Genomic DNA, 25,415 nt, shown 5'->3' with positions numbered 1-25,415 from the left:
GGGGATCGCGTGACCTGGCGTCGCTTTTGGCAGGTGTTCCGCCGGAACCGCCTCGCGGTGGCCGGGGGCGCGATCGTCCTCATGTTTTCCCTCCTCGCCATCCTCGCCCCGTGGATCGCCCCTCACGATCCCGAGCGCGGCGACCTCGTCCACCGCCTCCGCCCCCCGCGCTGGCTTTCCGGGGGGAGCGGGTACCTCTTGGGCACGGACAACCTCGGCCGCGACGTCCTGAGCCGCATCATCTACGGGACGCGGATCTCGCTCTCCCTGGGGTTGGTCGTGATCACCGTGTGCACCGTGGTCGGGGTGGCCCTGGGGCTCATCTCCGGGTACGCGGGTGGGGTGGTGGACGCAGCAATCCAACGCACGGTGGACGTGCTCTTGGCGTTCCCGTACCTCGTGCTCGCGATCGCCCTGATGGGCCTGTTCGGCCCGGGGTTCGCGAACATGGTGGTGGCGCTGGCGTGCAAGGAATGGGTCACCTCCTGCCGCATCGTGCGCAGCGAGGTGCTGGCCCTCAAGGAGGCCGCGTTCGTGGAGTCGGCGCGGGTGATCGGGGCTAGCCCCTGCCGCATTCTCCTCGTGCACATGCTTCCCAACGTCATCCCTGGGGCGATCGTCGTCGCCACCCTGCGGGTGGGGTGGGTGGTGCTGATGGAGGCGTCGCTGAGCTTCCTCGGCCTCGGGATCCAACCACCCAAGCCGAGCTGGGGGGCGATCATCGCCGACGGCCGCGACTACCTGTTTCGCGGGTGGTGGATCTCCACGTTCCCCGGGGTCGCGATCCTCCTGTTCGTGCTCGGCATGAACCTGCTCGGGGAGGGGCTGCGGGACGCCCTGGACCCCAAGCTCGCCCGCACGGCGCTGCCGGAGTGAGGATCTCCAGAGGGCGTTCCCTTTGTCCGCAGCATGTTTGCCGCAGGCGAGGCCCTACCTGCGGTAGGCGCGGGCGATCGTACCCCCGCCCAACGTGACCTCCTCCCGGTAGAGCACGGCCGCCTGGCCCGGGGTCACCGCCCGCTGCGGCTCGGCAAAGCGCACCCACGCCTCGTCCCCCCGCACCTCCACCTCCGCCGGGACCGGGGACGCGCGGTAGCGGATCTGGACCTCGGCCGAGAACCGGTCCGCCGGGGGCTCCCCGGCGATCCAGCGCAGATCGGTGGCGACAAGCCCGTCCGCGTACAGGGCCCGCTCCGGCCCCACGATCACCGCGTTCCGCTTCGGGTCCAGGGCCACTACGTACAAGGGCTCCGGGGACGCGATCCCAAGCCCCCGGCGTTGGCCAACCGTGTAGTGGGGAAGGCCCTTGTGCTCTCCGACCTCGCGGCCGGAGAGATCGAGGATCGGCCCAGGGGGGGCGCCTGCGATGAGCCCGGCGACGCCCTCGGGCGCGAAGCACAGGTCCTGGCTCTCCGGGAGCTGGGCCGCGGTGAGGCCGAGCTCCCTCGCCCGTCCCTTGATCTCGTCCTTGACGAGCTCCCCCACCGGCAGCAGGGCCCGGGAGAGCTCGCCCTGGGTCAGCCCGTACAGGAAGTAGGACTGGTCTTTGTTCGGGTCACGGCCCCGCAGGAGCAGCCCCCGGCCGTTCTCCCACCGCACCCGGGCGTGGTGGCCGGTGGCCACGAACGGGATGCCACGTCGGTCGGCCTCGGCTACGAGGAGGGCGAACCGCACCTCCCGGTTGCAGAGGGCGCATGGGTTTGGGGTGAGGCCGCGGCGGTAGGCGGCGAGGGTCGGCTCCACCACGAGCCGGCGGAACGCGGCTTCGGCGTGGACCACCTCGTGGGGGATGCCCAGCTCCCGCGCGGCCAGGGCAGCGGTGTCCACCGAGCAGCACCGGTTCTCCAGGGAGCCAGCCGGGTCCCATAGCCACAGGGTCAGCCCGAGGACGTCGTAGCCCTGCTCCCGCAGAAGCCACGCCCCGACGGTGGAGTCCACGCCCCCGGACATCCCCAAAAGGACGCGCTTCATCCCTCCACGTGCACCGGGACGATACACAGGAACTCCAGGGGGGCGTTCCCGGGGTTGCGGAACTGGTGGTGCTCCCCGGGCGGCACGTACACGACGGTGCCCGGGCCGATGGCCCGCGGCCCCTCCGGGGTCAGGACCTCGCCCTCGCCCCGGAGCACGATCACCCCGTGCTCGAATGGATGACCATGGGCCGGGGTGTGCCCGCCAGGAGCTAGGGTGAACAGGCGCACGGCGAACGTGGGCGCTCCCTCGCCAGGGCCGATGAGCACCTGCTTCGTCGCCCCGACCACCTCCTGGCCATCGGACATGTCCTTGGCCGGGACGCACGCAATCCGCTTCACCACCGCCATCTTCCCCTCCTTCACAGCGCCTTGGCTAGAAACGGCACGAACAGCTCATCCGCGGTGAGCCCCCCGTGCAGGCCGCGCAGCTTGAACTCCTCGGTGGGCCACAGGAGGAACCGCCGCTTCCTCGCGATGACCACGTAGTCCCCGAGCAGTACCCGGACCGCGGCCGTGGGCTCCTCCAGCCCCCACAGGTGCCGGGAGAGCGCTTCCTCAACGGACAGGACGGCGAACTCCTCCGGGAAGAACCGGGAGAAGAAGTCGCGCACCCGCGCCTCGTGGCCCCGCCGTACGAACAGGTACGCGGCCCGCGGGTCGCCCACCGGGGGGAGGAGAAGGCCGTCCCGCAGGGTCGGCTGGGCCGGGCAGGAGACCATGTCCCGCTCCGGGTCCGCCTCCTGAAACCCGTGGTCGGCGGTGATCAGGAGGACGCTGTGCCGCGGAGAGTCGGCCAGCACCTGGGCCAGGAGGCGGAACACATGGGCGACCTCGGCGGCGAACGCCGGGGACCCCGGGCCGTACACGTGGGCCAAGCCGTCCGTGGTCGGCCAGTACACGGCGAGGAACGCCCGCCCCGGGCGAGCGAGCGCCTCCCCGAGGAGCATCACCAGGTCCGATCCGGTGAGGAACGGCACCGTCCGTGTCACTCCCTGGTACAGGATGCGGGAGAGACCGGAATCGGCGATGTACTTGGGCAGGAAGAGCACGGTGGGTATCCCCGCCATGCCCAACCGCTGGTACAGGGTGGGGGCGGTGAGGAGGTGCTCCGCAGGGAGGCCCAGCTTCTCCACCGCGTTCTCCCGCGCCCCCGGGGTGGCGAGGCGGATCATGTCCACCACCGCCCCCAGGTCCGGGCGAAACAGCTTGTACCCGAGGATCCCGTGGACGATCGGGCTTACCCCGGTGGCCAGGGTGGCCAGAGCGGTGGTGGTCGTGGTGGGGAACACCGAGGTGAGCGGGATGTACGCCCCCCCGTCCAGGAACGGCGCGAGGTCCACCGCGCCTCCTGTCCGCAGCTCCTCCAACCGCCTGTACCCAACGCCATCGAGGAGGACGCTCACCACCACCTCCGCCTCCGGCAGCCCAAGCTCGTCGCGCAGGCCGTGGACATCGCCGGAGAGGCCGAACAGCTCCTCCACCGTGGCCGGGACGGCGAGGAGGGAGTACCGCTCGTAGTGGGGGCGCTCGCCACGGGTATCGGTTAGGATGCGCTTCAGCACGTCTTGCCCGGTAAGCATGGCTTCGGCATTATAGCCGTGGCCTAACCCATGCGAGCGAAGGGAGGGTTGGAGATGGCGGCCTGCTCAAACCTGAAGGAAAACCTGGCCCGTTGCCCGTGCACGTGGCCGGAGTGCTCCCGCAAGGGCAACTGCTGCGAGTGCCTCCACTACCACCTCGCGCATCAGGAACTCCCGGCGTGCTGTTTCCCGCCGGAGGTGGAGCGCACCTACGATCGGTCCTTCCGCCGCTTCGCCGGGCTCCACACCGGATGAAGAATCGGCTCGTGGCCAAGATCCTGTACGAGGTGGCCGAGCTCCTCGAGCTGGAGGGGGTCCAGTTCAAGCCCCGCGCCTACCGCCGCGCTGCCCAGTCGGTGGAATCCTGTCCGACCCCGATCGAGGACCTGGTGGCGGAAGGGCGGCTGGGGGAGCTCCCCGGGGTGGGGGAGTCCATCGCCGGGAAGATCGAGGAGATCGTGGCTACCGGCAAGCTCGCCTACCACGAGGAGCTCCGGGGGAAGCTTCCGGTGGACCTGTACGCCCTGACCCAGGTCGAGGGGGTGGGACCGAAGACGGCCAAGCTCCTCTATGAGGAGCTGGGGGTGCGGACCCTGGACGACCTGGAGCGAGCGGCGCGGGAGGGGAGGATCCGCCAGGTGAAGGGCCTGGGGGCGAAGACGGAGGAGAAGATCCTGCGCGGGCTTCAGGAAGCCCGTGGGGCGGAGCACCGCGAGCTTTTGGGGTACGCCTTGCCCCTGGCCCGGGACCTGTGCCGCAAGCTCGAGCGCACCGGCCTGTTCCGCCGCCTGGAGCCGGCGGGGTCCTTGCGGCGGGGGAAGGAGACGGTGGGAGACCTGGACATCCTCGCCGTGTCCGATCACCCCGAGCAGGCGGCACGCGCGTTCGTTTCCCTGCCCGAAGTCGAACAGGTGCTCGCCCAGGGGGCGAAGAAGTCGTCGGTGAAGCTTGCCGGGGGGTTCCAGGTGGATTTGCGCCTCGTGCCCGAAAGCTCGTTCGGGGCGGCGCTCCAGTACTTCACCGGGTCCAAGGACCACAACATCCGCCTGCGGGAGCGGGCCGTGGCCCGAGGGTGGAAGCTCAACGAATACGGGCTGTTCGCCGCGGACGGGAGGGCGCTGGCCGGGGCGGACGAGGACGGGATCTACCGAGCGTTGGATCTCGCGTACATCCCCCCTGAGCTGCGGGAGGACCAGGGAGAGGTCCAGGCCGCCGAGCGCGGCGCCCTCCCGACCCTCGTCACGCAAGCCCAGGTGATCGCCGACCTCCACGTGCACAGTGACTGGTCGGACGGGACGGCGAGCCTCGCCGACCTCGCCAGGGCCGCCCGGGCGAGAGGGCTCCGGTACATCGCGATCACCGACCACCTCCGGTTCGCCCAGGCCATCCCCGGCGTCTCCGCCGCCGACCTCGCCCGCCAGATCGAGGAGATCCGGCACCTGAACGAAAGGCTGAAGGGAATCCAGCTCTTGACCGGGGTGGAGGCGAACATCGCCCGCGATGGGACGGTGGACGTGCCGCGGGACCTCTTGCCTGAACTGGATCTGGTGATTGCCTCGGTCCACACCCACTTCCGCCTCGGGAAGAAGGAGATGACGGAGCGGCTGGTCCGGGCGGTGGAGGACGAGGGGGTGGACGTGCTCGGGCACCCCACCGGGCGGCTGATCGGGGAGCGGCCGGCGTACGAAGTCGACTGGGACGAGGTGTTTCGCCGGGCGGCCAAGAGCGGGACGGCCCTCGAGGTGAACGCCAACCCCCAGCGGTTGGACCTCTCGCCCGACCTTGTCCGCCGGGCGCTCGAGGTCGGGGTGAAGCTCGCCATCGGCACCGATGCCCACTCCCCGGAGCACCTGGATTTCTTGGAGCTTGGGGTGATCGCCGTCCGCCGGGGGTGGGCGGAGGCCAAGCACGTGCTGAACGTGCTCCCCCTGGACGCCCTTCTCGCCGCCCGCAAACGCGGCCCGAGGTAGCCGGTAAAAAGGGGCGCGAACGGGCCCGTCCGAGGAGACGCCCCGTTCAGCCCCAGACCACGCGTGTTGCCCCCTGACGGGGCCGCGTAAACTTCGGTCGGAGGTGGAACATGACCGCATTCGAGATCCGTCCGGGCATCTTCTGGGTCGGGGTGAACGATCGGGTCACCGACCTGTTCGAGGGACAATGGCCCCTGCCCACCGGGGTCAGCTACAACGCGTACCTGGTGCTGGGCAAGAAGGCCGCGCTCATCGACTCGGTCAAGGCCGCGTTCGCCGAGGAGCTCCTCGCGAACATCGCCCAGGTCATGGACCCGGCCCGGATCGACTTCCTCGTGGTCAACCACATGGAGCCCGACCACTCCGGGGCCCTGCCCCTCCTGCGCCGGGTCGCCCCAAACGCCCAGATCCTCGCCACGGGGGCCGCCCTGCCGATGCTCCGGCGGTTCTACGGGATCGAAGCCGGGGCACAGGCGGTGGCCGACGGCGAGGCCCTCGACCTTGGCGGCAAACGCCTCTCGTTCCACCCGATCCCGTTCGTCCACTGGCCGGAGACGATGGCCACCTATGAGTCAACGGAACGCGTCCTGTTTCCGTGCGACGCGTTCGGGAGCTTCGGGGCCGTGGATGGCGTGCTCTGCGACGATCAGGCGGACCTGGCACGGTATGGAGACGAAGCCGTGCGCTATTTTGCGAACATCGTGGGCATGTACACGCGGCCCGTGCTGCGGGCGATCGAGGTGCTCGCCGCCCTCCCCATCGAGGTCATCGCCCCATCCCACGGCCTGGTTTGGCGCAAGGATCCTCAGCGCATCGTGGAGTTGTACGTCAGGCTCGCCCAGATGGAGGGGGAGCCGGCGGTGACGGTGGTGTACGGGTCGATGTACGACCACACCCGGCGGATGGCCGACGCCGTCGCCCGCGGGGTGACCGCCGCCGGCCTCCCGGTGAGCGTCATCGATGCGGCCCGGGTCCACCCGAGTTTCGTCCTCGCCGAGGTCTGGCGGCGGCGGGGGCTCATCCTCGGCTCCCCCACCTACGACACCGGGATCTTCCCCGCGGTGGAGCACGCGTTGCGCCTTATCGCGCGAAAGCGCCTCGCGAACCGGGTGGTGGGGCTGTTCGGGTCCTCGGGGTGGCAGGGCGGGGCAGTGCGGAAGATGGCCGAGGAAGTGGCGAAGCTGGGGTGGGAACTGGTTGACAAGCTCGAATTCAAAGGCGCTCCCGTCCGGGAGGACCTCGCCCAAGGTGAGGAGCTCGGCCGGCGGGTGGCGGAGCGGGTGAAGCATCGGCCGTCCCCTACGCGAACGTGATCGCCGAGACGTACCGGCACTTCGGGCGGCTCGGCCTGGAGGCGGCCTTCGGGAGCAAAACCTCAAGGCGGTGCGCTCGGAGCTCACGTCGAGATGGCTCGGCGCGGGGAGCTCTATGACCTCCTCGCCCAGGGCGTATCTTACCTACCTCATCAAGGGCCCATGGAAAACCTGTCGTCGGCCATAAAGCCCGACGCTATGCTTGCCCCCTCTCCCCTTTGTGGGAGAGGGTGGGGGAGAGGGGGGTCGTCCTCGTGCCGCGATCACCCTCTCCCTGACCCTCCCCCCATCAAGGGGGAGGGGGAAGGACCGTAGCGTCGGGGTTTATCCCCGACGTCGGGCTTCAGCTGGCTGCGCCAGGCCCTCGCCGCGATGTCCCGGCTCCTCCAAGGGGAGCCGTCTTGGCCCGACCGCGCGCCATCGGCTATCATGGTCGCTGGCCGGTGACGCGCGAAAGGAGGAAGCGGTATGGCATCCGAGAACCTGAAGGAGCTCATGAACAAGGCGATCGCCCGGGAGATCCAGGTGTCCATCCAGTACATGTGGCAGCACGTGCGGGCCACGGGGGTGGAGTCGCTGGAGGTCACGGACCGGCTAAGGAAGATCGCGATCGCTGAGATGAAGCATGCCGAGGCGATCGCCGAGCGGCTCGACTACCTGGGCGGCGTCCCCACCACCCAGCCCGCGCCGATCACGGTGGGGGAGAAGCTCTCCGACATGATCGACCTCGACATCAAGGCCGAGGAGGAAGCGATCGCCCTCTATAAGGAGATCATCAAGCTGGCCACGAAGGAGGAGGACTCCACCACCAGGACGCTCTTCGAGGGGATCCTCGCCGACGAGGAGGAGCACCACAACGCGTTCCTCGTGATGAAGGGCCGGTAGTGGCCGAGGGCGTGGCGATGGGCTGGAGGGGGCGGCTGGAGCGGGAGTACCTGGAGGCCGACCGGGAGTTCGTGGAGGAAGTGCTCCCGGTGGGCTCGGTGGACGCCGGTTCGTTCGGGCTCATCGCCGACGCCACCCGGTACCTCCTCGTGGCCGAGGGCGAGGAGGTGCACATCCGGCCGGACATCGCCTCCCTGGACGAGGTGCTGGCGTCCCTGGCCCGCGGGGGATCGGCGGTGTCGCGGAAGGACGCCTACGCAGCGGTGGCCAAGTTCGCCGAGCTCTGGGAGGCCAAGGCGCGGGCCCGGGGCAAGTGGGACGCGGCGGTGGCCCAGGCCCGGCAGGAGGGAGCGGTGCAGACGCAGCCCCCGCGGGCGAACCGCTCGTTCTGGGCAAGGCTGTTCGGGGGATAGGCCAAACACAAGTTTTGTTGTGCCGCGGCTGTCCGGGCCCATCGGCGGAAGCCTTCGGTTCCATGGGCCACGGAAAAACTTGTACCAAACGAAGCGCCGGGCTTCCGCCCGGCACAAAGAGAGATACGACGCCCGTCGCCCCCTGTCAAGGGGGTTACTCGTTATGCGGGATCCGGAGGGTGCTTCCGCCGATGAACTCCCGCACCAGGTGATCCCCAGGGATCAGCCCGTGGTCCTCGGCCTCCCACAGGGTGAGCCCGGCCACCTGCGAAAGCAGGTTTGTAATCCGTCGATACCGAATCCGCGCATCGAGGAAAGAATCGTACGGGGCCACCTCCTCCGGCCGCGGCCAGATCCCGTCCGGGACAAAGAACGGCTTCAAGACGGGCAGGTCGAACGGCATCCCCCCGTTCACCACGTGGTCGGCGAGGCCCATGAGGGGGATGATGGAGAAGAGTTCCCCGCTCCTGACGTAGTGCCAATGGAGGAGGGTCTGAAGCGGCGGATGGTTCCGGTGCTGCACGTCCCGCAGCATCCGCCTGAGGAGCCGCACGTCGGTGAACTGGGTCAGCCGCTCGCTCGCCCCGTCGCCCTCGTACAGCATGTTCACGGCCTCGATGTACAGGCGGAACATGCACTCCCGCTCGATCCCCGCGGTGAGGGGCGGGTAGAACCCGTGCAGGCAATCCAACAGCAGGATGTGCCCCTTCTTGAGGCGCACTGGCTTCGTCCCCACGTGCCGCCCTTCCTTGAAGCTGTAGATCGGTTTCTCGACCGTTTCGCCTTCAAGGAGCGCTCGCAGGTGGCGGTTGATGGCCTGGATGTCCAGGGCCTCCGGGGTCTCGAAGTTCCGGTCGTTCAGCCAGTCGGTGGGATGCTCGACCAGGGGCCAGAAGTAGTCGTCCAGGTTCAGCATCAGGAACTGGAGGCCCTCTTTCCCCAGGCGTGCGGTGAGCTTGACCGTGGTCGTGGTCTTGCCCGAGGAGGAGGGTCCGGAGATCCAGATCATCCGGAGGTCGTCGCCTCGCTCGAGGCGCCGCAAAATCTCCTCCGCCGCCCCGTCCACCGACCGCTCGTAGCGTTCGGTGGCCGCGGCCACCAGATCCGGAAGCCGTCCCGACCGGACGATCGCGTTCAACCCGTCCACCGTGTCGCAGCCATGGTCGCGGTTCCAGGCGAGGATCTCATCGTGGAACGGGGAGGGGTAGCCGTTCCCCACGAACTGGTCCAGGGTGATCGCCCCCACCCGCACCCAGTATTTCCCCCACCGCCAGCACTCGTAGGCATCGGCCACGGTCACGAACCCGAAGCTCCTGAGCACGTGGAGCACCGTGTCCTGGATCTCCTCGATCGTGGGGGGGAAGTTGGCCACCCAGTGGCGGGGGTCGCGGTTGAGGACAGTGATCACCACGTCCGACAGGAATTCGGCGATGTGCTCGTCGTCCCCGTACGCGAACAGGCGGTCGTTCACCCCGGGGAGGAGGTCCAACGCAAACCCGCCCACCGAGCGGGCAGCCCGCAGGATCGCGTGCACGATCCGCCCTTGATCGAACGGGACCAGGGACCGGTCGCGCTTCTGGACCTTTCGAATCCTGTTCTGGACGGCCACGTCGTGATTATAGCGTAAACGCGGGGGATGCGGCGCGCCGGCCTGTCTCCCCTTGCCCGCGGGTTAGGCTTTCGTGCTCAGTAGACCCAGTCGTGGTCAAGGCCGATGCGCGCGAGGAGCTTCACCTGCGCTTCCTGGGCCGGGCACTCCGAAGGGGGCGCCACCACACCCAGCACCGTGGCCACCGCCCCGAGCGCGGTGAGGAGGTTGCCGAACGGCCCATACCCCTCCAGGCTCAGCCAGTACCCGCCGCCCATGAACAGGAACCCGCCCAACATAAGTCCGTACCGGGCCGACCGGCAGGCGAACAGGGCCCGTTGGGCCTTGGCCATCGCCCGTTGCCATTTCGCCTTCGTCAACCGGGGTTCGGGGTTCCCCTGCCAGTCGATGTCCACCCGGGCCACCGCGGCGAACGGGTACACCGTGCTCACCCCATCGACCCGGAACACCAAGCCAGCATCCCCAATCCCGGCCAGTTCCCCGGACAAGGCCCGACCGTCCTTGAAGTGCAAGGTATCGGCCATCGCCGGAAGCCCGGCGAGGACGAGAAAAACCACGATCAGCCCCCATCGCACCATGGCGCAACCTCCTTGCAGCAACCGGTTGATGGCCCACTATACGGCCGGTGGCCCTGGGGGACAGGTCCAGCCGCGGCGCGATGCGAGGTCGCCGGACCGGTGAGAAGCGGCCCTGTGTCCTAATCCGCCCCTGATATGGCCCTGGCTACAATGACGATGCGATGAAGCTGCTCGTGGTGGGCGACGAGGTCAGTCCGGCCCTGGAGCGGGCGCTCCCGGGGGAGCAGTTCCGCGACGTGGCGTTGATCCTGTCGTGCGGGGATTTGCCCTACGACTACCTTGGATACCTCGTGGATGCCCTGGACGTGCCCCTTCTCTACGTACACGGGAACCACGACCGCCCGGCGGAGACGGAGCACGGGGTGATCGCCGCCCCTCCGGGCGGCGTGAACATCGAGGGGCGGGTGGTGGAGGCCAAGGGGCTCCTGATCGCCGGCCTCGGGGGGAGCCCCCGCTACTTGGCCCATGGGGAGCACCAGTACACGGAGCGGGAGATGCGGCGGCGCGTGCGCCGCCTGGGACCCGCGCTGTGGTGGAACCGGGTGCGCGGGGGTCAGGCCCTGGACATCCTCCTCACCCACGCCCCACCGCGGGGCATCCACGATCATGAGGATCCTGCCCACCAAGGGTTCCACGCCTTCCTCCCGTTCATGGAGCACCACCGGCCCCGGTACCTCATCCACGGCCACTCCTACCCCCGCCCAGGACAACCCAACCGCACCCGGTACCGGGACACGGAGGTGATCCACGTGCGCGGCCACTATCTTCTCGAGGTGCCCGATGCCTAGGTCGCGGTGGCACCGGCTGATCGCCCGGGTGCTCGCCCACGTGCGCCAAGAGCCGAGCCTGCTCCTCCCGTTCGACTGGGTCAAGGAGCACGTGCGGATCAAGGCCTGGAGGTACCTAGGCCTGCAGGAGGTGGAGATCGCCAAGATCGTGGGCAGCGTGAACCGGTACCGCGATTTCGATCGCGCCTTTCTCCCGCGACAAGGCCCCTCGGAGCGCCTGGAGCGCCTGGAGGAGGCGTGGCGAAGGGGGGAGATCCTCCCGCCGATCAAGCTCTACAAGATCGGGGACGCCTACTTCGTCGAGGACGGCCACCACCGCGTGGCCGCTGCCCGCCGGGGGGGCGGCCGGTTCATCGACGCCGAGGTGGTGGAGTTCGTGCCCGACGTGCCCATCACCGCCACCGACACCCCGAAGGACATCCTGATCAAGGCCGAGTACTCCGCGTTCCTCGCCCACACCCGCCTCGACGAGCTCCGGCCAGAGCAGGACATCGTGTTCACCGAGCTCGGGAAGTACCGTATTCTCCTCGAGCACATCGACGTCCACCGTTACTTCCTCGGGCTGGAGCAGCGCCGTGAGGTGCCGTGCGCAGAGGCGGTGGCCTCCTGGTACGACCGGGTATACCGGCCCCTGGTGGACACGTTCCGCCGCACCAAGGCCCTTGCCCACTTCCCCGGCCGCACCGAGGCCGACCTCTACGTGTGGGTGTCCGAGCACCTTTACTACCTGCGGGAACGGTACGGGCCGGACGTGGACCTAGAGGGCGCGGTGCGGGACTACGCTCAGCGGTACGGGATCGACCACCCCACCCGGTGGCGATGGGGCCCGTAGGCTAGCGTGAAGTTGCTCGGGGTGAACCCCGGAACAAGTCCCGCACCCGCCAGAAGTACTCCGCCCCGGAGATGAGAGCCAGGGCCACCGCCAAGTAGAGAAAGACGTCCTTCAGCGCTTGTCCGGTAGGCCCCAAGCCGAAATAGCGGGTGGCCAGGATGAACAGGACAAGGCCGATGTGGGAGAGCGTCTTCAACTTTCCCAAGGGGCTCGCTGGGATGACGATCCGCTCGGCCATGGCCAGGATCCTGAGGCCCGTGACCAGGAACTCCCGGGCCAGGATCACCACCACCGGCACTGCGGTCAGTTCCCCGAGCTGGACGAACGACACCACGGCTGCGGTGAGCAAAAGCTTGTCGGCGATGGGATCGGCGAACACGCCGAACGGGGTCACCTGACGCAGGGACCGGGCCAGGTAACCATCCACGGCGTCGGAGATGGCCGCGGCGGCGAAGATGGCGAGGGCCAGGATCTTGAAGACCGTGCCCTCGGCGAACAGGAAGTACATGAAGAGAGGGATGGCCAAAATCCGGGCGAGTGTGATCTGATTCGGGATCGTCCAGGTCACGGGGGCAACGTAGCCGACGAGGGGGCGTTTGTCAATCCCCACCGTGCTCAATAGCATGGGGCTGGAGGTGCAGGAGGACATGAGGACCAATGCCGATCGGCTGATCATGATCTCGGTGCTGGGAGAGGTTACCAATCCGTCCGTGCGCGGCTACCGCATCACCCACGAGGGGCAGCCGGTGATGCTCCCCGGCGTGGGCGGGATCACGTACAACCTGCGGGTCGGGGATCCGGCGGTAGGGTGGGCGGCGGATCACGCCGAGCCTGGGGTGTCCCTGCGCAACCTGATGACGGACCGGGAGGACCTGCCCGCGACCAACCAGGGGTTGAACTTCCTGGCGTGCGTGGGGAACGAGGCCACGGTGATCACCGGGGACGCCAAGGGGGCGAAGGGCGTGGTCACCGGCAAGCACGGCGGGATCGAGCACGTGCTCGTGGATTTCCCCCCCGACACGCTCGACAAGCTCCAGATCGGGGACAAGGTCGGGATCAAGGCGTACGGCGTGGGGCTGACCTTGCCCGATCATCCCCACGTACGGGTCATGAACCTTGACCCCCGGCTGCTCGATCGCCTGCCGGTATGGGAAGAGGAGGGAGCGCTGGTGGTTGGGGTGGCCCACGAGGTCCCCGCGGCGATCATGGGTTCAGGTCTGGGAGCGGACACGTGCTACCGGGGGGACTACGACATCCAGCTGTTCGACCCGGAGACCGTGGAGCGGTATGGGCTTTCCGACCTGCGGCTCGGGGACCTGGTGGCGATCCGGGACACCGACCACTCGTTTGGCCGGGTGTACCGCCCCGGGGCGCTGTCCATCGGCATCGTCGTCCACTCCGACTGCGTGGTGAGTGGCCATGGACCAGGGGTGACCACCCTGTTCACCACGTCAAAGCCGGGGGCGCTCGCGTTCCGTATCGAGCCCAAGGCGAACCTGGCCGACATCCTCGGCCTGCGCAGCTAATCAGGGAGGAGCAAAAAGGCCGCTCCAGGCCTGAATAGCCTGGTTCCACCGCCTTTGGGGGCCGCCGTTTGCCCGCCACGGGGCGTTGGGGATAGGCTGCCATCGACGGAGGTGGCGGTCATGTACGTTCTCGGCATCGTGGGTTCCATGCGCAAGGCGGGGAACACGAACCGGCTCGTCGCGGCGGTGCTCGCTGCGGCCAAGGAGGCCAACCCCAGGATCCGCACCGAGGTCGTGCACCTCGCCGACCTCGACATCGGCCCCTGCGAGGCCTGCTACGACGTGTGCGGGAAAGTCCCGTACCGGTGCGTGGTCGAGGACGACTTCCAGGAGCTCCTCCAAACGCTGAAGGAAGCCGATGGACTGGTTCTCGGGTCCCCCTTGTACTACCCCGTGCCGTCGCGGCTGATCGCCGTGACCGAGCGCCTCGCGTGCTTGGCCTATTTCCACGACATGCGTGGGCACACGGAGCCGCACCCGCTTGAGGGCAAGCCGTGCGCGTTGGCAGCGGTGACCGGGGGAAGCGAGCCTCTGGAGGTGCTCAGGTACCTGTTTGGGTTCGCCCTTTCCGCGCGGATGACCCCGGTTGCGGTGAAGCGCTACCCGTACTACGGCGCGGGCGGGAAGGGCGACCTCGATGAGGACACCGACCTCCAGCCGTTCGAGACGGCCAAGGTGTTGGGTCGGCTCCTGGCGGAAGCCGTGGCCCACTAGAGGAGCACGGGATGTGCCGGATGCTCGGGTTCGTGAGCCGGGAGCCGATCCCGATCCGGCGGTACCTCGTGGATGCCCCGCACGGGCTTCTGGCGATGAGCCGGCGCGGCCAGAAGGCGCCCCACCGGGACGGGTTCGGTTGGGCGTACTTGGACGGGCGGGGGCGGATGCGGCTGTACCGCTGGGGCCGGGCCGTCCTGGCCAGGGTCGGCGACGGGGTCCCCAGCGACCTCGATGCGGCCACGACCCTGCTCCTTGCCCACGCCCGCAAGGCATCCCCGGAGTATGGGGCTCTGACTGGGGGAGCCCATGCCCACCCCATGGTTCACGACGGGGTGTTCCTCGCCCACAACGGGACGGTCCGCGACGCCGAGGTGTTGGACCGGGGCAGCGGCACCGATTCCCAAAAACTCGTGCGGTGGCTAGCGCGGGCGTGGCAACCGCGTACGCTCCAAGGGCTCACCGGCGCCCTTCGGGAGCTCCTGGGCATGATCCGCGACTACACTGCGCTCAACCTGCTCCTCACCGATGGAAGTTCGCTGTATGCGTTCTGCTTGTACACGCGGGACCCCGACTACTACACCTTGCACCACCGGATGGACGAGGGGGCCGTGGTCGTGGCCTCGGAGCCCCTGGACGCAGGGCCTGGCTGGCGGCCGGTGCCGAGCGGTGAATTGCTCTGCATTGAATCCGGTTTAACCTTGACCCGCACCCGGCTCACCGGTTAGCGGACGACGGGCCGGCGGCCAGGCCCCGGGAGCAGCGGGATGCCCGCCCGGCTGTCTTTCAGGTCAGGATGCAAGACGCGACTGATGGGCCCTGGCGGCGGAGCTACAATGGGTTCGGCGGGAACGAGATGGCCGGTGGACCGCAGCCGATGGCGTGCAAGGAACGGCTGACCCTGGCCCGAACGATCGCGGATCGGGCACGCGCCTCCCGGGGCGACGATGTGCTCGCGGTGGGGCTATACGGGTCCCTAGCCCGCGGCACGGACGGCCCCTGCTCCGACATCGAAATCCTGTGCGTCCTGCGTACCATGGGCGAGGACTCCACCCACGAGTGGGTGGCCGGGCCGTGGAAGGCCGAGGTGGACTTCTACGGGCAGGATGTGCTCTTGGAGAAGGCGGCCGGGGTGGATGGGCGCTGGTCCCTTACCCACGGCGCGTACGTCCATGTCCGCGCTCTTCACGACCCGGACCGGTTCTTCCCTGAGCTACGCGGTGTTGTGCTTAACCAGCCGAAGGAGAAGTTCCTCGCCGCGATGCGGGAGCTGATCGTGGGGGACCTCTATGAACTGGTGGGCAAGCTCCGGAACGCCCGCCATTTCGGGCACACCGCCGGCCTTCCCATGCTGGCCGTGCACATGGCCTTGTACGGGGCGTTTCTGGTGGGGCTCGACAACCGGCACTGCTACACCTCGGGCACCCGGGTGTTCGAGGAGTCGCTCCGGCTCCTCGGGCGACCCGGCGGCTACGATGCCCTGTGCCGCCTGGCGATGGAGGGGAAACTGGACAACCCCGAGCATGTCGTGGACGCGTGCGAGGCGTTCTGGTCTGGGGTCGAGCGCTGGGCCCTTGCCCGCGGTATCGTTCTCGAGGAGCCACACCACATTCCGTTCTAATCATGGATTCCTTCGGTCAGGGCTGGGGTCTGGCCCTCACGTAGGTTGAAAGCGGCCGTCGCGACGCGGGTCCACTCAATAGGGGCGTCTTCCCCGAGCCGAGGGACGAGGTGCAGGAAGAACTCGCGGTTGCCGGCCGGGCCGAGGAGGGGGGAAGGGGTCGCTCCCCGCACCGACCAGCCCAGCTCTTCCCTGGCAAACGCCGCGATCCCGATCAGGACCTCCCGGTGCACCGCCGGGTCGCGCACGACCCCGCCCCGGACGCTTCCCCGGCCAGCCTCGAACTGGGGCTTCACCAGGGCGACCACGTCCCCTTGGGGCTTCACGATCCCGCGCAAGGGGGGCAAGATCAGCCGTAGGGAGATGAACGACACGTCCACCGTGGCCAGGTCCACCGGCGCGCCGATGTCCTCCGGCCGAAGATAACGGGCGTTCAGGCCCTCCCTCACCACCACCCGCGGGTCGTTCCGCAGCTTCCAGTCGAGCTGGCCCCGGCCCACGTCCACTGCGTACACCCGTGCCGCCCCGTGCTGGAGTAGGCAATCCGTGAACCCGCCCGTGGATGCCCCCACATCCAAACAGACCTTGCCCGCGGGATCCACGCCAAACGCAAGAAGCGCCGCGGCAAGCTTTTCCCCGCCGCGGGAGGCGTAGCGAGGAGGAGCGCTCACTTCGAGGACGACATCCCCGGCCGCCGCCGCGCTGGGCTTGTCCACAACCTGGCCGTCCACCCGTACCTGCCCGGCGCGGATCAGCGCTTGGGCCTGGGCCCGGGACGTAGCCAGCCCTCGTTCCACCAGGAGGACGTCGAGGCGCTCTTTCCCCGCCGTCATCCCCTCCCGACCACGGCCTCCTCGGCGGCGGCCTTGGCGAACAGCTCCAGCCCTTCGGCCAGGGCGGCGCAGGCCCGGCGGAGATCGTCCACCTGGAGCACGTACGCGCCACGGGCCTCGTCCAGCCCCAGGCCCTCGGTCCGGTAAAACCCGGCCCCGGGGGCGAGCATCACCGTCTCTTGCCCCGGGTAGTCGGTGAGCATCCACCGGACGAATGCCTCAGCGTCAGCCACCGGGAGTCCGATCATGATGTAAAACGCGCCTTCTGGCTTTCTGAACGTGACCCCCGGGATCGCCGCAAGCTCCTGGCACAACACGTCCCGCCGCCTCCGGTACTCCCGGATCATGTCCGTCACCACCCGCCTGTGATCGGGATCGGCCATGAACGCCACCAGGCCCAGCTGCTCGAACGTGGGGGCCGACAGGCGGATCGTGGCGCACTTGAACGCGGCCGCCATCACGTCCCGATTGTGGGAGATGAACGCCCCCACCCGGGCCCCGCACGCGGATAGCCGCTTGGAAATGGAGTCCACGAGGATGATCCGATCGCCCGCCTCGAGATAGGACAGGATGCTTCGGTGCTTCCCCTCGTACACGAACTCCCGGTACACCTCATCGGAGATGATGAACAAATCGTGTCTTGTGGCGATGTCCACGAGCGTCTCCAGCTCGGCTGGCGTGTACACCACACCTGTGGGGTTGCCGGGATGGGAGAACAGGATCGCCTTGGTACGGGGGCCGATCAGGGCCTCGATGTCCTGCCGGGGCGGGAGATGGAACCCGTCCTCGCGCGAGGTGGTGATGGGCACGATCTCGACGTTGGTCAGGCGGGCGTAGCCCTGGTAGTTCGGGTAGAACGGCTCGGGAACGAGGACCTCGTCCCCGGGATCACAGGTCACGGTGAGGGCGAACGTGATCGCCTCCGACCCGCCGATGGTGATGAGGATCTCCTCCCGGGCCACGTCGAGGCCCCACTCCGCGTAGTAGCGGTGCAGGGCGTCGACCGCCTCAGGGATCCCTGGGGAGGGGGCGTAGGCGAGGACCTTCACGTCCGACTCCCGCACCCCGCGCAGGAACGCGTCCGGGGTGGGGATGTCGGGCTGGCCGATGTTCAGATGGTACACCTTCTTGCCCCGCCGCTTCGCCTCCACGGCAAGAGGGTACAGGCGCCGGATCGGCGAAGCCGGGGCCGCCGCGCTGCGAGCCGACGGCTTAGGCATGGTCGAGGACCCACACCTCCTTCTTCGTGGGAAGGGCCTCGGGAGTGATCTCCACCTCCGAGCTGGGGATGCGGTTCACCGGGAGCCCGGCCTCGGCCAGGAACTCGTCCACTGGCCGGATCGGCCAGTCCTTGACGACCTCGGTCCGGTAGTGCATGGGGATCACCACCCGGAGCCTCGGCAGCGACCGCACCACCTCGCTCGCCTCCTTGGCCCCGATGGTGAAGTGCCCCCCCACCGGGAGCAGGGCCACCTCCACGTCCTGCAAGGGCCGGAGCTGTTCGGCGTTCAGGGTGTGGCCGAGGTCGCCGAAGTGGGCGAGGGTGACCCCGTCCACGACGAAGCGGATGATCACGTCCCGGCCGCGCTTCTTGCCCCCTTCGGTATCATGGTAGGCGGGGATCCCGCGGAACGTGATCCCCCGCACCGTCCGCTCCCCCAGCCCGCGGATCACTTCCGGGGAACCCTTGACCCGCCCCACCGCGTTGTGGTCGAAGTGATCGTGGGACACGGTCACGATGTGGGCCGGCCTGGTGGGGGCCTTGTAGGGAACGCTCTCATCGTACGGATCGGTGAGGATTACCGTGCCATCATTGCTCTCGATGCGAAAACAGGCGTGTCCGATCCATTGGAGCTTCAACACCACCACCTCCTCCTTGTCCCCAGAAGCCCTGCGGGTTCTGGACCCCCTCCGCCAGCTAAGGGCCCCATGAAACCGCAAGATCTCGGTGGGGTGATGGTAGGATACTCTACCCGAGCGGGGCGGTGGTGGGCAAGCGGGCGAGCGCCCGCTTGAGAAGCAGCTCCACAAGCTCATCGTAGGAGATGCCTACCGCTCTGGCCGCGCGGGGGAAGGTGGACATCTCGGTCATTCCGGGCAGGGTGTTCACCTCGAGGAGGTACGGGGTCCCGTCCGGGGCAAGGCGGATGTCGGCGCGGGACAAGTCCCGACATTCGAGGAGGAGGTGGGCCTCCCGGGCCACCTCCTGGGTCCGTCGGGCCTCCTCGGGCGGGAGCTCCGCCGGGCACACGAACGTGCACGCTCCAGGGGTGTACTTGGCCCCCCAGTCGAACAGCGCCCCCTGCGGACGCAGTTCCACCAGGGGCAGCACCTCGACCCGGTCGTCTACCTCAAGCACGGCGGCGGTGACCTCGCGGCCGGGGATGAACCGCTCGGCCAAGAACTCCCCGAACCGCGCCACAAGCTCCTCCGCGGCCCGGACGAGCTCGACCCGGTCGCGGACGAAGTGCACCCCCACGCTCGATCCTTCCCGACGGGGCTTGAGCACGAGCGGGTAGCCGAGCTCGTCCTCCGCCCGGGCGAGGAACGCGTCCAGGTCGCCCTCGGAGTAGAGAAACCAGTCCGGCACGGGCAGGCCCTTCCCCTGGAAGGCTTTGCGGGATTCGACCTTGTCCATGGCCAGGGCCGAGGCGAGCGGCCCGGAGCCCACGTAGGGCTTGCCCATCAGGTCAAGGAGGAGCTGGACGGTGCCGTCCTCACCAGGCCCCCCATGGAGGATGTTGAACACCGCCGCGAACGGGCCGAGACGCTGGGGGAGGCCATCGAAGGAGTCGATCTCGACGAGGTCAGCGTTCCAGCCACGCCGGCGCAGGGCGCTGGCGACCCCGCGCCCGGAGCGCAGGGAGATCTCGCGCTCGGCGGAGGGACCGCCGCACAGCACCGCTACCCGAACGCCCGTCATCGCGGCCATCGTCCCCTGCCACCGGACGGAGAACAAGGGCGCGGGTCCTTCGTCCGGGTGCCGTGGGTCTAGAGGGAGAACTCGGCCACGAGGAACGTGTGGTCGGAGGGCTTCGCGGCCTGGCGGGCGTCGCGGTCGATCCGGGCGCCCGTCGAGCGCTCGGCCAGGGGCCTGGTGGCCCAGATGTGGTCCACCCGCCACCCCAGGTTCCGGTCCAGCGCCCCGGGCACGCGGTAATCCCAGAACGTGTACTGGCCCGGCTCCCCAGGGTGATGGCGGCGGAACACGTCCACGAACCCCCACTCCCGAACCCGGGCGAGGGCCGCCCGGGCCTCCGGGTGGAAGTCCACGTGGTCTTTGAGCCGGTCCGGGTTGTGGACATCGATCTCCTCCGGGGCGACGTTGAAATCCCCGCACCACAGAAGGGGCTCGTCCGGGGAGAAGTGGCGGGCAAAGTAGGCCCTGAGGCGCTCGAGCCATTCCAGTTTGTACCGAAACATCGGCGACTCCACCGACTGGCCCTGGGGGACGTACGTGTTCACCACCGGGATCCCGCCCACGGTGGCCCGGACAAGCCTGGCTTCGTCGGCGGGGCCGCCGTCGTCCAGCCCGAACGCCACGTCCTTCGGTTCCTCACGGCTGGCCAGGGCCACCCCGGCCTGGGCCTTCTGACCGCGGAAGACCACGTGGTACCCAGCTCCTCGGAACGCGCCCGCAGGAAAGTCCGGGTCCTGGACCTTCGTCTCCTGGAGAGCCAGGACGTCCGGCCGCTCCCGGGCAAGCCACTCCAGCACCAAGGGAAGCCGGCTGCGGATGGAGTTCGCGTTGAACGTGGCCACCTTGAACGTGCGTGTCATCTTCCCCTCCGGGGGCATTCTATCCCTCGACCAAGCGACGGTAGAACTCCGGGCGCCGGTCGGCGAACACGTCGCCACCCAAGGGGAGCCTTTTGTCGCGGGCAAGGGCGGGGTCGATCTCGATCGCCCGCGCTTCCTCGATGTCCGGGGCGGCGCGGGCGAGCACTTCCCCGGTCGGGGACACGATCTGGGACTCTCCCGTGTAACGAAGGCTCTCCCCGGTGCGGGCCTCGGTACCGATGCGGTTGGCGGTGACGGTGAACACCCGGTTCTCCAGGGCCCGCACGCGCATCGTGAGCTGGGCGAGGCCCGGGATGACCAGGTTTGCGGGATGGGCGATGACCTCCGCCCCCTGCAGGGCCAGGGACCGCGCCGACTCGGGGAACAGGTGGTCGTAGCAGACCATCAGCCCCACCTTGGCCGGGCCGAGGTCGGCCACGGGGAACGGGAGGTCTCCCGGGACGAACCACCGCTTCTCCTGGTAGAAGAGGTGTACCTTGCGGTACCGGGCGACGAGACCCCCCGGCCCCACGAGCACGGCGGCATTGTAAATGCGATCGCGATGCCGCTCGGCAACCCCGGCGGCGATGTGGCACCCCAGCCCGCGGGCGAGGGCGATCAATCGCTGGGTGGTTGGACCGTCGGGGAGGGGTTCGGAGAGCTCCCGCACCTCGTGTTCAGAGGCGAACTGGTAGCCGGTGTTGAAAAGCTCGGGGAGGACCCACAGGTCGGCCCGGTCCTGGTGAAAGAACTCGGCGACCTCCTCCAGGTTCCGCTCAACCGCCCCGAACTCCGGGGCGAACTGGACATAACCCACGCGCATGGACCGCACTGTACTCAGCGGCTGCGCCGGGTCAACTCCATCCGGAGATGCCCGGGGGCGACGGGAGGAGTAGGATTCCATAGGTATGCCCGTTCACGTGAGTCGTGACCGGTTTGAGCAATTGGTTCGAGATGCCCTGGCCGAGCTGCCGGCCCCGTTCCGCCGTTACCTCCGGGGGCTCGAAGTGCGGGTGGAGGACTACCCGGACGATGAGCTGATGGCGGAGTGGGGCCTCGTCCCGCCCAACTATCCGTTTGGGATGTACGAGGGGCCAGCGCTGCCCGAGGTGGAGGACCGGGACGTGTTCCCCGGGGTGATGATCATCTACCAACGCCCGCTTGAGGCGTGGTGCCGGAGCGAGGAGGAGCTGTGCGACCAGATCCGGCGCACGGTGTACCACGAGCTCGGGCACCGGTTCGGGTTCTCCGACGAGGGGATGCCGGACGAGCTCAGGGCCGGGGCGGGGACACCGTGGCCCGAGGCAGCCCGGCGCGGGGAGGCCGGCCGGTACCTGCGCCAGGCGGAGCACGACCTGGCCGCGGCCGAGGCCCTGCTGGCAGGAGGTCACCATGATTGGGCCCTGGATGCCGCCCTCGCCGCCGCAGATCGGGCGCTCCGCGCGTTCCTCTTCGTGCGCGGGGAGGACCCGGAGGCCGTCGCCCAGGAGGGGGTCCCCGAGCTCCTCGCCCGCGCCGCCCGCCGCGACCCCCCACTCCGCAGGTTGCGGCCCCTCTTGCGCCTGGACCAGATCGCCCTCGACATGGGGGACGCCGGGGCACCGTCCCCGGCGGAACGGGTGCGTCCCAAGTGGGCCCAGGAAGCGATCGCCCATGCCCGGGAGCTGGTGGCCAAGGCCCGCAATGCGTGGCAAGGTGGGAGGTGAACGGACGTGGCTGAAGAGCAGTTCGAGGTCGACCTTTCGGGAACGCGGCTTGTGCTCGTCCGGGGGGACATCACCCGGGAGGAGGTGGACGCCATCGTCAACGCGGCCAACCCTGACCTCACCCCGGGCGGCGGGGTGTCCGGGGCCATCCACCGCGCCGGCGGCCCCCTGGTGACGGAATCCGCGGCCGAGATCCGCCGGGAACGAGGGCCCCTCCCCACCGGGGACGCGGTGATCACCCCGGGCGGGGAGCTTCCCGCCAGATGGGTCATCCACACCGTGGGCCCGGTCTGGCACGGCGGCGCCCACGGGGAGCCCACGCTCCTCGCCCGCGCCTACCGGTCCTGCCTGGCCCTTGCCGTGGCGCGCGGCCTGCGGTCGGTCGCGTTCCCCAGCATCTCCACCGGCGTCTACGGCTATCCGGTGGAGCAGGCGGCCCGCGTCGCCCTGCAGACGGTGCGCGACTTCCTGGGCGAGCACCCGGGCGCGCTCGACGAGGTTCGCTTTGTCCTGTTCTCTCAAGCGGACTTCCTCGCCTACCGCACCGCCGCTTCCGGCTGACCGGAAGCCCCAGGCGAGCCGGGTATAATCCACGTCCCATGTCCCAGGTGCATCTGGCGAAGAGGCGCGATACGGTCCAGGCCCACTTCCCCGACGGGCGGACGTTCGAAGGGCCGGCCGGGACGCTCCTTGCGGAGTTCGTGCGCGCCGCGTACCCCGACGCGCCGGTCCCGGCGATGGCCGCCATCGTGGATGACGCGCTGTGTGAGCTTGCCGACCCCCTCCGGGAGGACGCCCAGGTGCGGCCCGTGTTCCTCACCGATTCCGATGGCATTAGGATCTACACCCGGTCTTTGAGCTTCCTCCTCGCGGCCGCCGTGCGAAAATCGTTTCCCGACGCCCGTCTGATCATCGACCACTCCGTGCCGTTCGGGGGCTACTACTGCCGGGTGGCCGGGCGCCCACCGTTTACCCCGGAGGAGCTTTCGCAGCTGGAGGCGCACATGCGGGAGCTGGTCACCGCCGATCTCCCCATCGGCCGGGAGCTGGTGCCCCTGGCCGAGGCTCAGGATTGGTTCCAACGGGTAGGGCTCCCCCACAAGGCGGCGCTGCTTGCCCAGGGGATGAACGGGGACCGGGTGCCGCTCTATCGGCTGGGGGAGCTGCGGGACTACTTCTTCGGCCCCATGGTCCCCTCCACCGGGTACCTCAAGTACTTCGCCCTCACCCCATACCACAACGGGTTCATCCTCCGGTTCCCACGCCGGGAACGGCCGACCGAGCTTGCTCCGCCGGAGGACTACTCGCCCCTGTGGCAGGTGTTCGAGGAGTACGGACACTGGTTGGAGCTATTGGGGCTCTACGACGCGTGGACGGTCAATGAGGCGGTGCGCACCGGGCGGATGGCGGAGGTGATCCTCGTGTCCGAGGCCCTTCATGAGCAACGGATCGCCCAGATCGCCCAGACCATCTCCGCCCGTGGCACGGGACGGCAACTGGTGCTCATCGCCGGGCCCTCCTCCTCGGGGAAGACCACGTTCACCAAGAGGCTGGCCATCCAACTCCTCGCCCACGGCCTCAGGCCCTATCCCCTATCGCTCGACGACTACTTCCTCCCCCGGGAGGAGATGGCCCGGCGGGGGCTGACGGATTTCGACGACCTGTCCGCGGTGGATCTCCCCCTGTTCCAGGGGCAGATGGAGCAACTGTTCGCGGGGAAGGTGGTTCGCCTCCCGCGCTACGATTTCCTCACGGGAAAGCGCGAACAGGGTGCGGAGCTGCGCCTGGCCGAGGACGCCGTGCTCTTGGTGGAAGGCTTGCACTGCCTGAATCCGGGGCTCCTCCCCCCCGGCCTGGGGGGGCGCACGTTCAAGATCTACGTGTCCGCCCTGACCCAGCTCAACCTGGACGACCACGTGCGGCTCTCCACCACCGACACCCGGCTCATCCGGCGCATCGTGCGGGATGCGGCGTTCCGTGGATACAGCGCCGAGAACACCCTGCGCCTGTGGGCCAACGTCCGGCGGGGGGAGAAGCGGCACGTGTTCCCCTACCAGGGGGAAGCGGACGTGATGTTCAACTCGGCCCTGGTGTACGAGTGGTCGGTGCTCCGCAAGCGGGCGGAACCGCTGCTCCTGCAGGTGCGCCATCCGCGCCTTCGGCTGGAGGCGGAACGGCTCCTGGGCATGCTCCGCTGGCTTACCCCATACCCGGAGGAGGAGATCCCGGCCACGTCCATCCTGCGGGAGTTCATCGGCGGGGGGATCCTGGCCGGTTACTTCCCGAGCCCGTTCGAACGGGCAACCTGGAGGCGAGGATGCGCGAGAGAATAGGGCCGTGGGACGAGTTCGCGCGGGTGCAGGAACAGCTCGGCGAGGCTGGGGCATTGCTGGTGTCGGTGGACGCGCGCGGCCGGCCGAACGCGATGACCATCGGCTGGGGCCAGATCGGTACGGTGTGGTCGCGGCCTATCTTCCTCGCCCTCGTGCGCCCGTCCCGCTACACCCACGGTTGCATCGAGCATACAAGCGCGTTCACGGTGAACGTGCCGGTGGGAACAATGGCAGAGGAGCTCGAGTTCTGCGGGAGCCGCTCGGGGCGGGAGACGGACAAGTTCGCTGCCCTGGGCCTAAAGACGGAACCGGGGCACGAGGTACCCGTCCCCATGCTCGCGGGGTGCACCATTGTCTACGAATGCCGGGTGGTGGCCAAGACGGCCCTCGTCCCTCAGGGCCTGCTGGATGACGGCGTTCGCTCGCGGTACTACCCGCGGGGAGACCTGCACACCCTGTTCTTCGGGGAGATCCTGGCCACCTGGCGGAACCGCTAACCCCCTGATTCCAATCCGCTCGTGCGGCGGGGGAATGCCAGTGTCGCGTCAGGGCGCCGGCTTCTCCTCGGCGGTCTCGGCCATGCCCCCAAACGTGATCCGGAGCCCGAAGAAGGGGCCCTGCACCTGCACCCCCGGGCCGGCCAGCTCTCGGTCGCCCTCTGTCCACCGCCCGGGGAAGCCCAAGAGGTAACCCAGCCACCCCTCGATCCACAACCAGTCCAGCGGCTGGATCTGCAGGCGCAGGTAGCCCAGGCCGCCTACGAACCCCAGGCTGAGCCGGGTGGAGGTGGGCTCGGCGCTGGCGTCGGCGAAGTCCATCGGGTAGCGGGCGCGCACGGTGAGGTCGAGGGACCCGCCGCCCAGGGCTGCGCCGACCCCTACCAGCGTCCGCTCTGCCGCCGGCCGCGCCACCTCCACGGTGAACCCGCCGAACGCGATCTCCTGCCCCGCCGCCGCATGAA

Annotated in this window: 29 protein-coding genes; 16 read left to right on the top strand and 13 right to left on the bottom strand. The window is 68.8% G+C overall.

The window, feature by feature from the left end:
• The first annotated feature begins 9 nt into the window (after nt 1–9).
• On the top strand, nt 10–876 hold the full coding sequence (locus NUV94_01090) for an ABC transporter permease (protein ID MCR4391388.1): 867 nt from the start codon (nt 10–12) through the stop codon (nt 874–876).
• Nucleotides 877–930: 54 nt separating this feature from the next.
• Here the strand turns inward: NUV94_01090 and mnmA are convergent, their stop codons facing one another.
• From mnmA to NUV94_01075, 3 genes are read right to left on the bottom strand one after another with little or no spacing between them, the layout of a single operon-like run.
• Nucleotides 931–1,971 (bottom strand): tRNA 2-thiouridine(34) synthase MnmA, encoded by a 1,041-nt coding sequence (mnmA, locus tag NUV94_01085; GenBank protein MCR4391387.1) that lies wholly within the window; start codon nt 1,969–1,971, stop codon nt 931–933.
• Nucleotides 1,968–2,321: a cupin domain-containing protein gene (locus NUV94_01080; protein ID MCR4391386.1), complete on the bottom strand. Its 354-nt coding sequence runs from the start codon at nt 2,319–2,321 to the stop codon at nt 1,968–1,970. The genes mnmA and NUV94_01080 overlap by 4 nt, the downstream gene beginning before the upstream one ends.
• A gap of 11 nt (nt 2,322–2,332) precedes the next feature.
• Nucleotides 2,333–3,553 (bottom strand): alkaline phosphatase family protein, encoded by a 1,221-nt coding sequence (locus tag NUV94_01075; protein MCR4391385.1) that lies wholly within the window; start codon nt 3,551–3,553, stop codon nt 2,333–2,335.
• A gap of 54 nt (nt 3,554–3,607) precedes the next feature.
• On the opposite strand from NUV94_01075, the gene NUV94_01070 reads away from it, so the two are divergent.
• The 5 genes from NUV94_01070 (at nt 3,608) to NUV94_01050 (ending at nt 8,134) form a co-directional block, all read left to right on the top strand.
• Nucleotides 3,608–3,808, top strand: a complete 201-nt coding sequence (locus NUV94_01070) for a DUF6485 family protein (GenBank protein MCR4391384.1) — start codon at nt 3,608–3,610, stop codon at nt 3,806–3,808.
• An 11-nt stretch (nt 3,809–3,819) separates the two neighbouring features.
• Nucleotides 3,820–5,523: a DNA polymerase/3'-5' exonuclease PolX gene (gene polX / locus NUV94_01065; GenBank protein MCR4391383.1), complete on the top strand. Its 1,704-nt coding sequence runs from the start codon at nt 3,820–3,822 to the stop codon at nt 5,521–5,523.
• 110 nt (nt 5,524–5,633) lie between these two features.
• Entirely contained in the window at nt 5,634–6,836 is a 1,203-nt protein-coding gene (locus tag NUV94_01060) for an FprA family A-type flavoprotein (GenBank protein MCR4391382.1), read from the top strand.
• Between the two features lie 468 nt (nt 6,837–7,304).
• Complete coding sequence (locus tag NUV94_01055; protein ID MCR4391381.1) at nt 7,305–7,721, top strand: ferritin; 417 nt, start codon at nt 7,305–7,307, stop codon at nt 7,719–7,721.
• Complete coding sequence (locus NUV94_01050) at nt 7,721–8,134, top strand: hypothetical protein (protein MCR4391380.1); 414 nt, start codon at nt 7,721–7,723, stop codon at nt 8,132–8,134. The genes NUV94_01055 and NUV94_01050 overlap by 1 nt, the downstream gene beginning before the upstream one ends.
• 154 nt (nt 8,135–8,288) lie before the next feature.
• Here the strand turns inward: NUV94_01050 and NUV94_01045 are convergent, their stop codons facing one another.
• Nucleotides 8,289–9,743 carry an ATP cone domain-containing protein gene (locus NUV94_01045; protein ID MCR4391379.1) on the bottom strand — a complete coding sequence of 485 codons (1,455 nt, stop codon included), beginning with the start codon at nt 9,741–9,743 and terminating at the stop codon, nt 8,289–8,291.
• 77 nt (nt 9,744–9,820) lie between these two features.
• The gene (locus NUV94_01040) at nt 9,821–10,321 is read right to left on the bottom strand and encodes a hypothetical protein (protein ID MCR4391378.1); all 501 of its coding nucleotides are present in this window, start codon (nt 10,319–10,321) and stop codon (nt 9,821–9,823) included.
• A 161-nt stretch (nt 10,322–10,482) separates the two neighbouring features.
• Here NUV94_01040 and NUV94_01035 point away from each other — a divergent pair, with 161 nt between their 5' ends.
• Both NUV94_01035 and NUV94_01030 read left to right on the top strand, forming a co-directional pair.
• Entirely contained in the window at nt 10,483–11,109 is a 627-nt protein-coding gene (locus tag NUV94_01035) for a metallophosphoesterase (GenBank protein ID MCR4391377.1), read from the top strand.
• The gene (locus tag NUV94_01030) at nt 11,102–11,941 is read left to right on the top strand and encodes a DUF4032 domain-containing protein (GenBank protein ID MCR4391376.1); all 840 of its coding nucleotides are present in this window, start codon (nt 11,102–11,104) and stop codon (nt 11,939–11,941) included. Before NUV94_01035 ends, NUV94_01030 begins: the two co-directional genes overlap by 8 nt.
• A gap of 1 nt (nt 11,942) precedes the next feature.
• On the opposite strand, the gene pgsA is transcribed toward NUV94_01030, so the two are convergent.
• Nucleotides 11,943–12,551: a CDP-diacylglycerol--glycerol-3-phosphate 3-phosphatidyltransferase gene (gene pgsA, locus NUV94_01025; GenBank protein MCR4391375.1), complete on the bottom strand. Its 609-nt coding sequence runs from the start codon at nt 12,549–12,551 to the stop codon at nt 11,943–11,945.
• Nucleotides 12,552–12,588: 37 nt separating this feature from the next.
• Between pgsA and NUV94_01020 the strand changes: the two genes are divergently transcribed.
• The 4 genes from NUV94_01020 to NUV94_01005 all read left to right on the top strand — a co-directional run bounded on the left by NUV94_01020 (nt 12,589) and on the right by NUV94_01005 (nt 15,802).
• Nucleotides 12,589–13,467 (top strand): DUF4438 domain-containing protein, encoded by an 879-nt coding sequence (locus tag NUV94_01020; protein ID MCR4391374.1) that lies wholly within the window; start codon nt 12,589–12,591, stop codon nt 13,465–13,467.
• A gap of 120 nt (nt 13,468–13,587) precedes the next feature.
• Nucleotides 13,588–14,181: a flavodoxin family protein gene (locus NUV94_01015; protein ID MCR4391373.1), complete on the top strand. Its 594-nt coding sequence runs from the start codon at nt 13,588–13,590 to the stop codon at nt 14,179–14,181.
• 11 nt (nt 14,182–14,192) lie between these two features.
• Nucleotides 14,193–14,909 (top strand): class II glutamine amidotransferase, encoded by a 717-nt coding sequence (locus NUV94_01010; GenBank protein MCR4391372.1) that lies wholly within the window; start codon nt 14,193–14,195, stop codon nt 14,907–14,909.
• Between the two features lie 68 nt (nt 14,910–14,977).
• On the top strand, nt 14,978–15,802 hold the full coding sequence (locus NUV94_01005; GenBank protein ID MCR4391371.1) for a nucleotidyltransferase: 825 nt from the start codon (nt 14,978–14,980) through the stop codon (nt 15,800–15,802).
• On the opposite strand, the gene NUV94_01000 is transcribed toward NUV94_01005, so the two are convergent.
• The 6 genes from NUV94_01000 to NUV94_00975 all read right to left on the bottom strand — a co-directional run bounded on the left by NUV94_01000 (nt 15,799) and on the right by NUV94_00975 (nt 21,238).
• Complete coding sequence (locus NUV94_01000) at nt 15,799–16,635, bottom strand: TlyA family RNA methyltransferase (protein MCR4391370.1); 837 nt, start codon at nt 16,633–16,635, stop codon at nt 15,799–15,801. The genes NUV94_01005 and NUV94_01000 overlap by 4 nt on opposite strands.
• The gene (locus NUV94_00995) at nt 16,632–17,855 is read right to left on the bottom strand and encodes a pyridoxal phosphate-dependent aminotransferase (GenBank protein MCR4391369.1); all 1,224 of its coding nucleotides are present in this window, start codon (nt 17,853–17,855) and stop codon (nt 16,632–16,634) included. The genes NUV94_01000 and NUV94_00995 overlap by 4 nt, the downstream gene beginning before the upstream one ends.
• A complete protein-coding gene (locus NUV94_00990) occupies nt 17,848–18,501 on the bottom strand; it encodes an MBL fold metallo-hydrolase (protein MCR4391368.1) in 654 nt (217 codons plus the stop codon). The genes NUV94_00995 and NUV94_00990 overlap by 8 nt, the downstream gene beginning before the upstream one ends.
• Nucleotides 18,502–18,604: 103 nt before the next feature.
• Nucleotides 18,605–19,558, bottom strand: coding sequence for a D-alanine--D-alanine ligase (locus tag NUV94_00985; protein MCR4391367.1), 954 nt, complete (start codon nt 19,556–19,558; stop codon nt 18,605–18,607).
• A gap of 68 nt (nt 19,559–19,626) precedes the next feature.
• On the bottom strand, nt 19,627–20,415 hold the full coding sequence (gene xth / locus NUV94_00980) for an exodeoxyribonuclease III (GenBank protein ID MCR4391366.1): 789 nt from the start codon (nt 20,413–20,415) through the stop codon (nt 19,627–19,629).
• A gap of 19 nt (nt 20,416–20,434) precedes the next feature.
• Nucleotides 20,435–21,238, bottom strand: coding sequence for an acyltransferase (locus tag NUV94_00975; protein ID MCR4391365.1), 804 nt, complete (start codon nt 21,236–21,238; stop codon nt 20,435–20,437).
• Nucleotides 21,239–21,323: 85 nt separating this feature from the next.
• Between NUV94_00975 and NUV94_00970 the strand changes: the two genes are divergently transcribed.
• Genes NUV94_00970 through NUV94_00955 form a run of 4 tightly spaced genes read left to right on the top strand, consistent with a single transcriptional unit; the run spans nt 21,324 to nt 24,951 of the window.
• Entirely contained in the window at nt 21,324–22,121 is a 798-nt protein-coding gene (locus tag NUV94_00970; GenBank protein ID MCR4391364.1) for a metallopeptidase family protein, read from the top strand.
• Nucleotides 22,122–22,127: 6 nt separating this feature from the next.
• Nucleotides 22,128–22,682, top strand: a complete 555-nt coding sequence (locus NUV94_00965; GenBank protein ID MCR4391363.1) for an O-acetyl-ADP-ribose deacetylase — start codon at nt 22,128–22,130, stop codon at nt 22,680–22,682.
• Nucleotides 22,683–22,720: 38 nt separating this feature from the next.
• Nucleotides 22,721–24,454: a nucleoside kinase gene (locus NUV94_00960; GenBank protein MCR4391362.1), complete on the top strand. Its 1,734-nt coding sequence runs from the start codon at nt 22,721–22,723 to the stop codon at nt 24,452–24,454.
• Complete coding sequence (locus tag NUV94_00955) at nt 24,439–24,951, top strand: flavin reductase family protein (GenBank protein ID MCR4391361.1); 513 nt, start codon at nt 24,439–24,441, stop codon at nt 24,949–24,951. The genes NUV94_00960 and NUV94_00955 overlap by 16 nt, the downstream gene beginning before the upstream one ends.
• Nucleotides 24,952–24,999: 48 nt before the next feature.
• Here NUV94_00955 and NUV94_00950 read toward each other — a convergent pair whose 3' ends face one another.
• Nucleotides 25,000–25,371, bottom strand: a complete 372-nt coding sequence (locus tag NUV94_00950; GenBank protein ID MCR4391360.1) for a hypothetical protein — start codon at nt 25,369–25,371, stop codon at nt 25,000–25,002.
• Nucleotides 25,372–25,415: the final 44 nt, after the last annotated feature.

This window comes from Candidatus Acetothermia bacterium, assembly GCA_024653305.1.
GTDB lineage: Bacteria > Bipolaricaulota > Bipolaricaulia > Bipolaricaulales > Bipolaricaulaceae > JACIWI01.
This window is presented reverse-complemented; position numbering and strand designations above follow the sequence as displayed.

Excerpts from the sequence above, each read along its gene's own strand:
- mnmA (MCR4391387.1), bottom strand. The coding sequence starts at position 1,971 with ATGAAGCGCGTCCTTTTGGGGATGTCCGGGGGCGTGGACTCCACCGTC.
- NUV94_01080 (MCR4391386.1), bottom strand. The coding sequence starts at position 2,321 with ATGGCGGTGGTGAAGCGGATTGCGTGCGTCCCGGCCAAGGACATGTCC.
- NUV94_01075 (MCR4391385.1), bottom strand. The coding sequence starts at position 3,553 with ATGCTTACCGGGCAAGACGTGCTGAAGCGCATCCTAACCGATACCCGT.
- NUV94_01070 (MCR4391384.1), top strand. The coding sequence starts at position 3,608 with ATGGCGGCCTGCTCAAACCTGAAGGAAAACCTGGCCCGTTGCCCGTGC.
- NUV94_01060 (MCR4391382.1), top strand. The coding sequence starts at position 5,634 with ATGACCGCATTCGAGATCCGTCCGGGCATCTTCTGGGTCGGGGTGAAC.
- NUV94_01055 (MCR4391381.1), top strand. The coding sequence starts at position 7,305 with ATGGCATCCGAGAACCTGAAGGAGCTCATGAACAAGGCGATCGCCCGG.
- NUV94_01040 (MCR4391378.1), bottom strand. The coding sequence starts at position 10,321 with ATGGTGCGATGGGGGCTGATCGTGGTTTTTCTCGTCCTCGCCGGGCTT.
- NUV94_01035 (MCR4391377.1), top strand. The coding sequence starts at position 10,483 with ATGAAGCTGCTCGTGGTGGGCGACGAGGTCAGTCCGGCCCTGGAGCGG.
- NUV94_01030 (MCR4391376.1), top strand. The coding sequence starts at position 11,102 with ATGCCTAGGTCGCGGTGGCACCGGCTGATCGCCCGGGTGCTCGCCCAC.
- NUV94_01020 (MCR4391374.1), top strand. The coding sequence starts at position 12,589 with ATGAGGACCAATGCCGATCGGCTGATCATGATCTCGGTGCTGGGAGAG.
- NUV94_01015 (MCR4391373.1), top strand. The coding sequence starts at position 13,588 with ATGTACGTTCTCGGCATCGTGGGTTCCATGCGCAAGGCGGGGAACACG.
- NUV94_01010 (MCR4391372.1), top strand. The coding sequence starts at position 14,193 with ATGTGCCGGATGCTCGGGTTCGTGAGCCGGGAGCCGATCCCGATCCGG.
- NUV94_01005 (MCR4391371.1), top strand. The coding sequence starts at position 14,978 with ATGCAAGACGCGACTGATGGGCCCTGGCGGCGGAGCTACAATGGGTTC.
- NUV94_01000 (MCR4391370.1), bottom strand. The coding sequence starts at position 16,635 with ATGACGGCGGGGAAAGAGCGCCTCGACGTCCTCCTGGTGGAACGAGGG.
- NUV94_00995 (MCR4391369.1), bottom strand. The coding sequence starts at position 17,855 with ATGCCTAAGCCGTCGGCTCGCAGCGCGGCGGCCCCGGCTTCGCCGATC.
- NUV94_00985 (MCR4391367.1), bottom strand. The coding sequence starts at position 19,558 with ATGACGGGCGTTCGGGTAGCGGTGCTGTGCGGCGGTCCCTCCGCCGAG.
- xth (MCR4391366.1), bottom strand. The coding sequence starts at position 20,415 with ATGACACGCACGTTCAAGGTGGCCACGTTCAACGCGAACTCCATCCGC.
- NUV94_00975 (MCR4391365.1), bottom strand. The coding sequence starts at position 21,238 with ATGCGCGTGGGTTATGTCCAGTTCGCCCCGGAGTTCGGGGCGGTTGAG.
- NUV94_00970 (MCR4391364.1), top strand. The coding sequence starts at position 21,324 with ATGCCCGTTCACGTGAGTCGTGACCGGTTTGAGCAATTGGTTCGAGAT.
- NUV94_00960 (MCR4391362.1), top strand. The coding sequence starts at position 22,721 with ATGTCCCAGGTGCATCTGGCGAAGAGGCGCGATACGGTCCAGGCCCAC.
- NUV94_00955 (MCR4391361.1), top strand. The coding sequence starts at position 24,439 with ATGCGCGAGAGAATAGGGCCGTGGGACGAGTTCGCGCGGGTGCAGGAA.